We start from the raw sequence: 12513 nt of genomic DNA, 5'->3' as shown, positions 1-12513 counted from the left end.
GAGCGCGGGACCAGACGTACGGACACGAAACGGGTGTGTCGGACCGGCGCACGTTCCACCCGGCGGATCACACGACACCGCGAACCGCCGGCGCCCGGCCGGACGATGGAGGGGGTGTGGGACCGTCCCGCCCCGTGGTGGCCGCGCCGGCTGGCGCACCTGGTCCTGCTGACCGCGTGGCGGCGGCGCTGCTGGCGCCGGCCGTGTGGGGCACCCGGGGACCTTCGGGCCGCCGGCCGTGATCCGCAACGCCCTCGGCTGCACGGGGGCCACCGCCGCCGCGGCCGTGGTGCTCGGTGCCCGGCTGAGTCGGCTGCCCGCCTTCGGCTGCGTGACCGCCGTGTACCTGGCGTCCCCCGGGGTGCGCGGGCGCGCGGGCACGGTGTGGGCGTGGCCCGTGCAGGCCGGTGCGCAGCCGGGAGCCTGGGCGGTGGCGCTGGCCGCCTTCGCGGCGGGCAGCGCGCTGTACGCCGTGCGCGGGGCGCGCCCCGAAGGACCCCGCGGCTGAACGGGCGCCGCCGGGCGGGCGCGGCGCGGCCGCGGGGTGCGCGAAAGCCCGGACCGTCAGGCGGAGATGCCGTCGATCCGGGCGAGGGCGTCGTCCGCGCCGTACGGCTGCAGGTAGGGCAGCCAGCGCGGGTCCCGGTGGCCGGTCCCGATGATGCGCCAGGCCAGACCGGTGGGCGGGGCGGGTTTGTGACGCAGCCGCCAGCCGAGCTCGACGAGGTGGCGGTCGGCCTTGACGTGGTTGCAGCGGCGGCAGGACGCCACCACGTTGTCCCAGACGTGCTTGCCCCCGCGGCTGCGCGGGATGACGTGGTCGACGCTGGTTGCGACACCACCGCAGTACATGCACCGGCCCCCGTCCCGGGCGAACAGGGCGCGCCGGGTGAGAGGAACGGGCCCCCGGTAGGGGACCCGCACGAATCGCTTGAGCCGGACCACGCTGGGTGCGGGGACTGTGACGGTCGCGCTGTGCACGTGGGCGCCGGATTCCTCGAGGGAGACGGCCTTGTTCTCCAGGACGAGGACGAGCGCGCGGCGGAGCGGTACGACGCCGAGCGGCTCGTACGACGCGTTGAGGACCAGGACATGCGGCACGGGTGCCTCCTTGGGCGTCGGCGGCGCGTGGCTCGCGCCGGGACGATCTGCAGTCAGTGTCCCCTCATGCCTGGTGGAAGCGCCACCATGTCCCGGTAACGGGCTGAGAGTGTTTTCGACCACACCGGATGCATCCCCCGGATCATGGCCGGTTCACCCTCCAGTGAGTCCGGTCTCTCCTGTGCGGATCGGCGCGGAGCACCCACAATGCCCCGTTAGTGTGTTGGTTCCGTCCGCCCGGTGACCTTTTCGTGATCTTGACCGCCCCGCCGGTGCGGACCGCGCAGCACCATGGAGGTACCTGCCGTGTCCTTGCCCGTCGTCCTCTCGGCCGCCGGTGCGCCACCGTCGCCGTCCCCCTCGGGGCCGAGCACGGCACCGGCCGTCCCCTCCCTCCAGGACGCCCAGGAGGGCGCGACGAACGCGGCGAGCTGGGTGGAGCAGAACTGGTCGACCTGGCTCGCGATGGGGCTGCAGATCCTGCTGGTCGTGGTGGTCGCGGTCGCGCTCAGGGCGGTGGTGCGGCGGGCGATCACGAAGCTGATCGACCGGATGAACCGGACCGTGCAGGCCGTGGACGGCACCGCGCTGGGCGGGCTGCTGGTCAACGCCGAGCGGCGCCGGCAGCGGGCGGCGGCGATCGGTTCGGTGCTGCGGTCGGTGGCCAGCTTCGTGATCCTCGGCACGGCCGCGCTGATGGTGCTGTCCACGTTCAGGATCAACCTGGCCCCGTTGCTGGCCTCCGCCGGCGTGGCGGGCGTGGCGATCGGTTTCGGCGCCCGGAACCTGGTCACGGACTTCCTGTCCGGGGTGTTCATGATCCTGGAGGACCAGTACGGGGTCGGTGACACGATCGACGCGGGGGTGGCCTCGGGCGAGGTGATCGAGGTCGGGCTGCGGGTGACCAAGCTGCGCGGCGCGGACGGGGAGATCTGGTACGTCCGCAACGGCGAGGTCAAGCGGGTCGGCAACCTCTCTCAGGGCTGGGCGACGGCCGGGGTCGACGTGACCGTGCGGGCCGCCGAGGACCTGGACCGGGTGAAGGCGACGCTGGACGGGGTCGCCGAGAAGATGAGCAAGGAAGAGCCCTGGAACGAGCTGCTGTGGGGCCCGGTCGAGGTGCTGGGCCTGGACAGCGTGCTGATCGACTCCATGGTGGTCCGGGTCTCGGCCAGGACGATGCCGGGCAAGTCGGTGACGGTGGAGCGGGAGCTGCGCTGGCGCATCAAGCGGGCCTTCGACGCGGCGAGCATCCGCATCGTCGGCGGCGCGACGGCCGTCGAGGACCAGGCGGCCGCACCGGACCCGACGGCGGCGGTGGCGGCGCCCTCGGCCTACGCCAACGCGGACTCCCCCCAGGCCGCGGCGGCGGCGCCCCTCACCCCGCAGCGGCAGGCGGGGAAGTGACCGCCCCTCACGGCGCCGGGGACGGCGGGCGGTGCTCCGTCCCGACGGACCAGGCCGCCGCCGCCCGGACGCCGGTGCCGTGCGAGGGGGCGGGGGAGGGCGGGCAGGGGAAGCGGTGACGCGCCGTGCGGGAACACCGCCGGCACTCGCGTCGTCCTGCCGACCGCTCCCGGGCGAGCGCTTCAGTCGTTGCGGAACACCCTCAGCAAGATGTCGACCACCGAATGGATGCGACGGTTCCTCTGCTTGAGGAGGCGCGCTTCCTCCTCGTCGAGGTCGCCGGAGCGGAGGGTGTGGGCGCGCTGCTCCATGTACGCGGCGGGGTCGGCTCGGAATTCCCTCATGCGCGGGTCCGCCTCTAACGCGCTGCCGCTCCATACGGTTGCCATGTTCGAATCCCCCCAGGACTCCGTCGCGTACGCCGTCTCGTCACCGCTGCCGGCCATAGGGCTCCGTCCCTGACCCCGAGGTGAGCGATCTCCGGAGCTTCACAACTCCCATGACGGCGTCAACACCCATCGGTGCGACACCTTAACGTAGTGATGCCCGAACAGCCTGTGATGCAAACGACTTTCGCCCACTTGGGCTACGCTCCGTGCATCCTTGGTTACCGTGGTGGCGAGTGTCGGGCCCGTGTGGGGGGTTGCAGGTGGGCAAAGGCGTGGCTTCATTAGCCGGACTGGCAGTCCTGGCGTACGTGGCGCAGATGGTCATAGGCCTGGACATGGCCGGATGGCTGTTCTGGACGATCACGATCACCGGAGCGGTGGCGACACTGCTGACCGTCACATTGGCCAATCAGCGCGTCGTGACGGCGCACCAGGCCGCCGAGGCCGCGACCCGCAACCAGCGGAAGGCGTTCGAGGACGTCCTGGTCCCGCTGGCGCTCAACCTGGTGCAGATCGCCTCCACCACCAGCAGCGCCGAGCGCAGGGCACTGAAGCAACAGACGAAACTGGCCATCGTGGCCCTGACCGCCAACCTCATCGGCCCCTCCGACGCGCGCGCCTGCTTCCTCGAGGAGACACCGGATTCCACACCGGGCGCGCGCGAGGTCAGATGCCTGAACAACTTGTGGTCCGGCCGCGGCGTGGCCCCCGTGACCACCTTCCGGGAGTCCGACCAGCGGGGCACGGAACTGCTCAAACTCCTGGACGACGGCTCCAGCCGGTTCGTGCCGGACGTCACCCACCTGCCGCCGGCGCTCCAGCCGGACAGCGACCACTACAGGACGTACATCACCTGCGCGGTGAAGGTCGGCAACAGGTCCTTCGGGTTGCTGAGCGTGGACTGTCCCCGGCCGGGCGACCTCAAGCAGGAGGACGTCACCATGGTCGAGGTCTTCGCCCGCATGCTCGGTGTCGCCCTCGCGTGAAGCGGGAGCCGCGCGGACATCCGCCGACCCGGCCGGACACCCCCTCCGGGAGGGGGTGAGGCGAGCCCTTCCGCCCCGCCGCCCGGCGGGCGGCCTCCCTTGACGCCCCGTTCGCGGGGGCTTACGTTCCTCCCAGCCCGAAAGGAAACTTTCCTAACAGTGGTCCCGGGGCGTGCGGTGATCCCGGCTGGACGCCGTGACCCGGTCGCTGAAAAGCTGAGTGGCTGGAAAGGCAGGTGTCGCCCCCGTGGCAGGAACCGCCGGTACGCCGGGCACCCCGCGCGTCCTGCGCGCCATGAACGACCGTGCCGCGCTGGACCTCCTCCTGGAGCACGGGCCGCTGTCCCGCACCCGGATCGGCAAGCTCACCGGCCTGTCCAAGCCGACCGCCTCCCAGCTGCTGGCCCGCCTGGAGGCCGCCGGACTGGTCCGGGTCACCGGCACCAGCGAGGGCCGGCCGGGCCCCAACGCCCAGTTGTACGCGGTGCACGCGGGCGCCGCGCACGCCGCCGGGCTCGACGTCACCCCGGACCGCATCCGGGCCGCCGTCGCCGACCTCACCGGCCGCACGGTCGGCGAGTTCGAGCTGCCCACGCCCGGCCGCCGCCCGGCGCGGTTTGTCGTCCAGCAGGTCACCGGCGCCCTCGACGGCGCGGTGAAGGACGCCGGACTGACCCGTGCCGACGTCCACCGGGTGGTCATCGGCACCCCGGGCGCCTTCGACCCCACCACCGGTCGCCTGCGCTACGCCTCCCACCTGCCCGGCTGGCACTCCCCCAGCCTGCTCGGCGAACTCGCCGCCGCGCTGCCGATGCCGGTCGAGTACGAGAACGACGTCAACCTCGTCGCCCTGGCCGAGCAGCGGCTCGGCGCGGCCCGCGGCCACGGGGACTTCGTGCTGCTGTGGAACCAGGAGGGCCTGGGCGCCGCCCTGGTCCTCGGCGGCCGACTGCACCGCGGCTGGACCGGAGGCGCCGGCGAGGTCGGCTTCCTGCCGGTGCCGGGCGCCCCGCTGGTGCGGCAGGTCGCCCGGGCCAACAGCGGCGGCTACCAGGAACTGGCCGGCTCGCAGGCCCTGCCCGCGCTCGCCCGCGAACTCGGCATCGAGGACGTGCCCCCGGGGCCGTACGCGCGGGCCGCCGCACAGCTGGTGGCGCGGGCCGCCGACCACGCGGACGGACCCCACCGGGAGCTGCTGCGGACCTATGCGACCCGGCTGGCCACCGGTCTCGCCTCGCTGGTCTCCGTCCTCGACCCCGAACTCGTCGTCCTGAGCGGGTCCGCCCTGACCGCCGGCGGGGAGGTGCTGCGCGCCCTGGTCGAGGCCGAGCTGGCGGAGCTGGCCGCGGCCCGCCCCCGGCTGGTCGTCGGCGACGTGCGGGAACACCCCGTGCTGCGCGGCGCGCTGGAGTCCGCGCTCGCGGCCACCCGCGACGAGGTCTTCGACACCTCGCGCTAGTCCCGCGGCCCCCTTCCCGACCGCCCCTTCCCCGACCGCCCCCTCCCCGGGAGACCCCGCCATGCCCGAAGCCATACCCCCGGCCGCCCGAAAAGCGGCTTTCGCCCTGGCCGCGTCGCTGGCCCTGCTCGCCACCGCCTGCACCGGGCGGTCCGGCCCCGGCGCCACGGACGACGCCACCAAGGAGACGACGATCACCTTCTGGCACGCCTGGAGCGCGCCGAACGAGGTGCGGGCGGTCGGGTCCCTGGTCGCCGGGTTCGAGAGGGCGCACCCCAACATCCACGTGAACGTCGTCGGCAACATGACGGACGACAAGATCAACCAGGCGCTGCGGTCCGGCGGCACCAAGGCACCCGACGTGATCTCGTCGTTCACCACGAACAACGTGGGCAGGTTCTGCTCCTCGGGCGCCCTGGTCGACCTCGACCCCTTCTTCGGGAAGTCGGGCATCGACCCCTCGGCGACCTTCCCGAAGCCGATGAACGAGTACACCCGGTTCGACGGCGAACGCTGCACGGTGCCGCTGCTCGGCGACGCCTACGGCCTCTACTACAACAAGACGGCCTTCGCGAAGGCGGGCATCGCCCGCCCGCCGAGGACCTGGTCCGAGTTCGAGGCCGACGCCGGGAAGCTGACCGTCCGCCGGGGGGACGGCTACCGGCAGTTGGGCTTCATGCCGGACTACCACGGCTGGGAGACCACCACCGAGCACTACCTCGCGCAGTTCTCGCCGACGTACTTCGGCAAGGACGGCAGGTCCGCCCTCGCCGAGGACCCCGCCTTCGAGGAGGGCTTCGCCCTCCAGAAGAGGCTCGTGGACGAACTGGGCGGATTCCGCAGGCTGGAGAAGTACCGGGCCACCCTCGGCGACGAGTGGGGCGCCAGGCACCCCTTCCACACCGGCCAGGTGGCCATGCAGCTCGACGGCGAGTGGCGGCTGGGCATGGCCGAGGAGACGGAGCCGGACTTCGAGATCGGGGTCGCCCCGCTGCCCGTCCCCGACGACCGGGCGGACCGGTACGGCATGGGCTACCTCACCGGCACCATCGCCGGCATCGCCGCCACCAGCCACAAGCAGAACGCGGCCTGGGAACTGGTGAAGTACATGACCACGGACACGGACGCGGTGGTCGGCTTCGCCAACGCCATCCACAACGTGCCCTCCACGCTGGCCGCGCTGAAGTCGCCGAAGCTGAGGTACGACCCGCGCTTCAAGACCTTCCTGGACATCGCCGCCGACCCGCACTCCACCACGGCCCCCGCCTCGGTCGACGGCGGCGCGTACCTGGTGACGGTCCAGCAGTTCGGCTACGACTACGAAAGCGGCAGGGTCACCGATCTGAAGGCCGGCCTGAAGAGGACGGCCGCGCAGATCGACACGGACATCGCCCAGGCGAAGTGATGGGCACCGTCACCCTCGCGTCGAAGCGCCGCCGGGCGGCGCTTCGCACGGTCGCCTTCCTGTCGCCCTGGCTGATCGGCTTCGCGGTCTTCTTCGCCTACCCGCTGATCTCCACGGTCTACTTCTCGTTCATGCACTACGACGGCTTCGCGCCGCCGGCGTGGAGCGGCGGGAAGAACTGGACGTACGTCCTCGCGCACTACCCCCTGTTCTGGCCCGCCCTGCGCAACACCCTGTGGCTGGTGCTGGTCATGGTCTCGCTGCGGGTGGTCTTCGGACTCGGCACCGGCCTGCTCATCACGAGGATCAAGACGGGCGCGGGCGTCTTCCGCACCCTCTTCTACCTGCCGTACCTCGCCCCGCCCGTGGCGGCCACCATGGCCTTCGCCTTCCTGCTCAACCCCGGTACGGGTCCGGTCGACTCGGTCCTGGAGGGGGCCGGGCTCCCGGCGCCGGGCTGGTTCGGCGACCCGGCGTGGTCCAAGCCCGCCCTGACCCTGCTGGCGCTGTGGGGCATCGGCGACCTGATGGTCGTCTTCATGGCCGCGCTGCTCGACGTGCCGGCCGAGCAGTACGAGGCGGCCGAGCTGGACGGCGCGTCGGCGTGGCAGCGGTTCCGGTACGTCACCCTGCCGAGCATCTCGCCGATCGTGCTGTTCGCCGTCGTCACCGGCGTGATCCAGACCATGCAGTACTACACGCAGCCGCTGGTCGCGGGGAAGGTCGCCTCGGGCGTGATCCAGGGCGCGGGCACCCAGTTCGAGCCGGGCTACCCGGACAAGTCCACGCTCACCCTCCCCCAGCTCGTCTACAACCTCGGCTTCCAGCGCTTCGACTACGGCTCCGCGTGCGTCGTCGCGCTCGTCCTCTTCGCCCTGTCGATGGTGTCCACCGCGTTCCTGATGCGGCGCCGGGGCGGCCTCCTGCAGGCAGGTGACCGGCCGTGACCCGAGCGGTGGACGGGCCGGTGGGGGCGGCACGGGCGGTGCCGGACGCCGAGCGGGCGGCACGCCGCAGGACGCTGCTGGAGTGGATCGCGGTCCACTGCCTCGGTGTCGCCGCCGCCCTCTTCTTCACCCTGCCCTTCGTGTTCGTGTTCCTGACCTCGCTGATGAGCGACTCGCAGGCCCTGAGCCGCGACCTGGTCCCGCACCCCTGGGAGTGGGGGAACTACAGGACCGTGCTCGCCACTCCCGGCTTCCTGACCTGGTGGAGGAACACCCTGGTCTACGCCGGCCTGGGCACCGTCCTCACCGTGGTGTCCTCCGTGCCGGTGGCGTACGCGCTCGCCAAGTTCCGCTTCCGGGGCCGCGACCTGTCGCTCATGCTGGTGATCTCGATGATGATGCTGCCCCCGCAGGTGGTCGTCATCCCGATGTACCTGTTCTGGGCCAAGCAGCTGGACCTGTCGGGCACCCTGTGGCCGCTGCTCGTGCCGATGGCGTTCGGCGACGCGTTCTCCGTCTTCCTGCTGCGCCAGTTCCTGATGACCGTCCCCGACGAGTACGTCGACGCGGCCCGGGTGGACGGCTGCGGCGACCTGCGGACGCTGCTGCGGGTCGTGCTGCCGATGGCGAAGCCCGGCATCGCGGCCGTGGCCCTCTTCCAGTTCTTCTACGCCTGGAACGACTACTTCGGCCCGCAGATCTACACCTCCGAGAACCCGGGCGCCTGGACCCTCTCCTACGGCCTGGAGTCCTTCAAGGGCGCGCACCACACCGACTGGAACCTCACCATGGCCGCCACCGTGCTGGTCATGGCCCCCGTGATCCTCGTGTTCTTCTTCGCCCAGAAGGCGTTCGTCGAGGGCGTGACACTCACCGGAGTGAAGGGTTGAACCACCTGTGAAACTCACCGTGGTCGGCGGAGGCTCGACCTACACCCCCGAACTCGTCGACGGCTTCGCCCGCCTCGGGGACATCCTGCCCGTCGAGGAACTGGTGCTGGTCGACCCGGACGCCGAACGCCTGGAGCTGGTGGGCGGGCTGGCCCGCCGCATCTTCGCCAGGCAGGGCCACGGCGGCCGGATCGTCACCACCGCCGACCTGGACGCCGGAGCCGACGGCGCCGACGCGGTGCTGCTCCAGCTCCGGGTGGGCGGCCAGGCGGCCCGGCAGCAGGACGAGACCTGGCCCCTGGAGTGCGGCTGCGTCGGCCAGGAGACGACCGGCGCGGGCGGCCTGGCCAAGGCGCTGCGCACGGTCCCGGTGGTCCTGGACATCGCCGAACGGGTCCGCCGGGCCAGCCCCCGCGCCTGGATCATCGACTTCACCAACCCGGTCGGCATCGTCACCCGCGCCCTGCTCCGGGCCGGGCACCGGGCGGTCGGCCTGTGCAACGTGGCGATCGGCCTGCAGCGCAAGTTCGCGGCCCTGCTCGGCACCGGCCCGCGCGAGGTGCACCTGGACCACGTGGGCCTGAACCACCTCACCTGGGAGACCGGCGTCCGCCTGGGCGGCCCCGGGGGCGCCGACGTCCTGCCCGCACTGCTGGCCGAGCACGGCGACGCCGTCGCCGGCGACCTGCGCCTGCCCCGCCCCCTCCTGGACCGCCTGGGCGCGGTCCCGTCCTACTACCTGCGCTACTACTACGCGCACGACGAGGTCGTCCGCGAACTGCGCACCAAGCCGTCGAGGGCGGCGGAAGTGGCCGAGATGGAGCGGCGGCTGCTCCGGATGTACGGCAACCCGGCCCTGGACGAGAAGCCGGCACTGCTGGCCGAGCGGGGCGGCGCCTTCTACTCGGAGGCGGCGGTGGACCTGGCGGCGGCCCTGCTGGGCGGTGCCGGAAGCCCGTACCAGGTGGTGAACGCGCGCAACCGGGGAACGCTGCCGTTCCTGCCCGACGACGCGGTGATCGAGGTCCAGGCGTCGGTGGGCCCGGAGGGACCCGTGCCGCTGCCGGTGCCCGGGGTCGACCCGCTGTTCGCGGGCCTGATGGCGAACGTGACCGCCTACGAGGACCTGGCCCTGGAGGCGGCGCTGCGCGGCGGCCGGGACCGGGTCTTCCGCGCCCTGCTCGCCCACCCCCTGATCGGCCAGTACGCGTACGCCGACGCCCTCGCCGACCGGCTGGTCGCGCACAACCGGGAGCACCTCGCGTGGGCCTGACCCCGACCGTCCTCGCCATCGACGCGGGCAACAGCAAGACCGACGTGGCCGTGGTCACCGCCGGCGGGGAGGTCCTGGCCACGGCCCGCGGCGGCGGCTTCCGCCCGCCCGCGGTGGGCGTGGAGCAGGCGGTGGACGCCCTGGCCGGCCCGGTCGCGCGGGCCTTCGCCGAGGCCGGCGTGGCCCGTGCCGCGCACGTCTCGGCCTGCCTGGCCAACGCCAACCTGCCGGTGGAGGAGGAGGGGCTGGCGGCCGCCCTCGACGCGCGCGCCTGGGGCGCGTCGGTGGAGGTCCGCAACGACACCTTCGCCGTCCTGCGCGCGGGCGTGGCCGAACCCCGGGGCGTCGCCGTGGTGTGCGGCGCCGGCATCAACTGCGTCGGCATGCGCCCCGACGGCCGCACCGCCCGCTTCCCCGCCATCGGCCGCGTCTCCGGCGACTGGGGCGGCGGCTGGGCCCTGGCCGAGGAGGCGCTGTGGCACGCCGCCCGCGCCGAGGACGGCAGGGGCGCGCCCACGGCACTGGCCCGCGCGCTCCCGGCGCACTTCGGCCTGCCGTCCATGTACGCCCTGATCGAGGCCCTGCACCTGCGCCGCATCGGGCACGCCCGCCGGTACGAGCTGACCCCGGTGCTGTTCGCCACGGCCGCCGGCGGCGACCCGGTCGCCCGCTCGCTCGTCGACCGGCTGGCCGAGGAGGTGGCCACGATGGCCACGGTGGCCCTGACCCGCCTGGACCTCCTCGCCGAGGACACCCCGGTCCTCCTGGGCGGCAGCGTCCTGGCCGCCGGCCATCCCCGGCTGGACGGCGGCATCCGCGCGCTGATGTCCTCCCGGGCCCCCCGGGCGCACGTCCGGGTGGTCACGGCGAGCCCGGTGCTGGGCGCGGCCCTGCTCGGCCTGGACCGGCTGGGCGCGGGCGCCGGGGCCCGGCGGCGGGCGCGCGCGCACTGGGAGCCCGCCCGGCCCGCGCCGCCCGGGCCCGGCGGAACCGGCCGCCGTCCGGGCGGCTGACCCCGCGCGGGGCCGCGCGAACCACGCCGGGGCGGGGAACCGATCGGTCGCCCCCGGCGTATTCATGCGCAGGGGATGGTGCGCCCCGCGCGTCGGGGCCGGCCGGGCACGCCCCGATCGGTTCAAGATCGGGTGAAGGCCGGTGCGCAGGACCGGCCGGTGCGGCGATACTTGGCGGCGACCGGATGACCCTGGGGGAGGTCGAGTGACACACCCGCCGAAGAGCAGCGCCGCGCCACCGGTGGCGGGTGGTGCACCGGCCGTGGTGCCCGCACAGGCCGGGCCGCCCGCGCGCGGGGGCGTACCCGTGGCTCCCCGGCGCACCGCCTTCGCCGAGGGCGCCGAGCGGCTGCGGGCCGCCGCGGTCACCGAGCCGGGGCGGCTGCGGACCATCGGGGCCGTACTGGCCCTGCTGGTCGTCGCGTTCGGCGCGGTCACCGCCTGGCAGACGGCGCAGCGGTCGGCCGCCGCCGACGACGTGCTGCACAGCAGCGGGCCGCTCAGTTCCGGCGCGGCCGGGATCTACCGCTCCCTGGCGGACGCCAACACGGCGGCCTCCAGCGGGTTCCTGGCGGGGGGCCAGGAGACCGCCGCGTCCCGCGACCGCTACGAGGAGGACATCCGCACGGCCGCCGCGGGGCTGGTCAAGGCCGCCGCGAACGCCGAGCCCGGTTCCGCCTCCGAGGCGACGATCACCAGGCTGAACCGGCTGCTGCCGGAGTACAAGGGGCTCGTCGAGCGCGCCCTCACCTACAACCGGCAGGGCTATCCGGTGGGCGGCGCGTACCTGCGGTACGCCAACGAGAAGATGCAGCGGGACATGCTCCCGGCGGCGGAGGACCTGTACCAGAAGGAGAACCGGCGGCTGGGCGCCGACTACGGGGGCGCGACGCCGTACCCGTGGGCGGCCATCGCGCTCGGCGTGCTCGCCCTGGCCGCGCTGGGCTGGGCCCAGCGCCGCGAGTACCGGCGCACCAACCGCGTCCTGAACCACGGCCTGGTCGCCGCCTCGGCCGCCACCGCGGCGGCCCTGCTGTGGCTGGTCGTCGGGCACACGGTCGCGAGGTCCGGCCTCGACGGCTCCTACGACCACGGCATCCGGTCGCTGAACGTCCTGCACGACGCCCGGATCGCCTCCCTGAAGGCGCGCGGCAACGAGAACCTCAGCCTGGTGGCGCGCGGCGCGGAGACCGTGACGGTCGACGGCACGGCGCACGACGCCTACTACTACGACTTCGACAAGTACATGGCCGTGCTGGGCGAGAGGCTGCGCGAGGCGGACCGGCTCGCCGACGACCGGGCGGGCGCGCGGCCGGTGGAGGCGGCCGAGGGCGACATGGCGGTGTGGAAGCGGCGCCACGCCGCGGCCCGCGCCGAGGACGAGAAAGGCAACTACCAGCAGGCGCTGGACAAGGTCATCGGTGCCGAGGGCGCCACCGGTGCGTGCTTCGACGGCGTCGACGGCCGTCTCGCCCGGGCCATCGACCACGAGCAGGCCGAGTTCGAGCGGGCCGCCGGTGACGGGCGGGGCGCGATGACCGGCCTGGCCGCGGGTGCCGTGGTCCTCGCCGTGCTCGGCGCGGCGGGCGCGGTGGCCGGCATCGGCCGCAGGCTTTCGGAGTACCGGTGAGTGGGGACATGAC

Annotated in this window: 12 protein-coding genes; 10 read left to right on the top strand and 2 right to left on the bottom strand. The window is 73.5% G+C overall.

Going from position 1 to position 12513, the window contains the following annotated elements; translation table 11 throughout:
- Positions 1-238 precede the first annotated feature (238 nt).
- On the top strand, positions 239-508 hold the full coding sequence (locus QQY24_RS20575) for a hypothetical protein (RefSeq protein WP_301974157.1): 270 nt from the start codon (positions 239-241) through the stop codon (positions 506-508).
- 56 nt (positions 509-564) lie between these two features.
- Here QQY24_RS20575 and QQY24_RS20570 read toward each other — a convergent pair whose 3' ends face one another.
- Positions 565-1101 (bottom strand): HNH endonuclease, encoded by a 537-nt coding sequence (locus tag QQY24_RS20570; RefSeq protein ID WP_301974156.1) that lies wholly within the window; start codon positions 1099-1101, stop codon positions 565-567.
- Between the two features lie 306 nt (positions 1102-1407).
- Here QQY24_RS20570 and QQY24_RS20565 point away from each other — a divergent pair, with 306 nt between their 5' ends.
- Complete coding sequence (locus QQY24_RS20565; protein ID WP_301974155.1) at positions 1408-2508, top strand: mechanosensitive ion channel family protein; 1101 nt, start codon at positions 1408-1410, stop codon at positions 2506-2508.
- 182 nt (positions 2509-2690) lie between these two features.
- Here QQY24_RS20565 and QQY24_RS20560 read toward each other — a convergent pair whose 3' ends face one another.
- Positions 2691-2852, bottom strand: a complete 162-nt coding sequence (locus QQY24_RS20560; protein WP_301974154.1) for a hypothetical protein — start codon at positions 2850-2852, stop codon at positions 2691-2693.
- A gap of 317 nt (positions 2853-3169) precedes the next feature.
- On the opposite strand from QQY24_RS20560, the gene QQY24_RS20555 reads away from it, so the two are divergent.
- The 8 genes from QQY24_RS20555 to QQY24_RS20520 all read left to right on the top strand — a co-directional run bounded on the left by QQY24_RS20555 (position 3170) and on the right by QQY24_RS20520 (position 12500).
- Positions 3170-3883, top strand: a complete 714-nt coding sequence (locus QQY24_RS20555) for a GAF domain-containing protein (RefSeq protein WP_301974153.1) — start codon at positions 3170-3172, stop codon at positions 3881-3883.
- Between the two features lie 247 nt (positions 3884-4130).
- Entirely contained in the window at positions 4131-5342 is a 1212-nt protein-coding gene (locus QQY24_RS20550; RefSeq protein ID WP_301974152.1) for an ROK family transcriptional regulator, read from the top strand.
- A 61-nt stretch (positions 5343-5403) separates the two neighbouring features.
- Complete coding sequence (locus QQY24_RS20545) at positions 5404-6747, top strand: ABC transporter substrate-binding protein (protein ID WP_301974151.1); 1344 nt, start codon at positions 5404-5406, stop codon at positions 6745-6747.
- The gene (locus QQY24_RS20540) at positions 6747-7694 is read left to right on the top strand and encodes a carbohydrate ABC transporter permease (RefSeq protein WP_301974150.1); all 948 of its coding nucleotides are present in this window, start codon (positions 6747-6749) and stop codon (positions 7692-7694) included. The genes QQY24_RS20545 and QQY24_RS20540 overlap by 1 nt, the downstream gene beginning before the upstream one ends.
- Entirely contained in the window at positions 7691-8584 is an 894-nt protein-coding gene (locus QQY24_RS20535) for a carbohydrate ABC transporter permease (protein ID WP_301974149.1), read from the top strand. The genes QQY24_RS20540 and QQY24_RS20535 overlap by 4 nt, the downstream gene beginning before the upstream one ends.
- Before the next feature lie 7 nt (positions 8585-8591).
- Complete coding sequence (locus QQY24_RS20530) at positions 8592-9857, top strand: 6-phospho-beta-glucosidase (protein ID WP_301974148.1); 1266 nt, start codon at positions 8592-8594, stop codon at positions 9855-9857.
- A complete protein-coding gene (locus tag QQY24_RS20525) occupies positions 9848-10870 on the top strand; it encodes an N-acetylglucosamine kinase (RefSeq protein WP_301974147.1) in 1023 nt (340 codons plus the stop codon). Before QQY24_RS20530 ends, QQY24_RS20525 begins: the two co-directional genes overlap by 10 nt.
- A gap of 262 nt (positions 10871-11132) precedes the next feature.
- Positions 11133-12500 carry a hypothetical protein gene (locus QQY24_RS20520; protein ID WP_301976305.1) on the top strand — a complete coding sequence of 456 codons (1368 nt, stop codon included), beginning with the start codon at positions 11133-11135 and terminating at the stop codon, positions 12498-12500.
- Positions 12501-12513 lie beyond the last annotated feature (13 nt).

Origin of the sequence: Streptomyces sp. TG1A-8, assembly GCF_030499535.1 — a bacterium.
Classification (GTDB): domain Bacteria; phylum Actinomycetota; class Actinomycetes; order Streptomycetales; family Streptomycetaceae; genus Streptomyces.
This window is presented reverse-complemented; position numbering and strand designations above follow the sequence as displayed.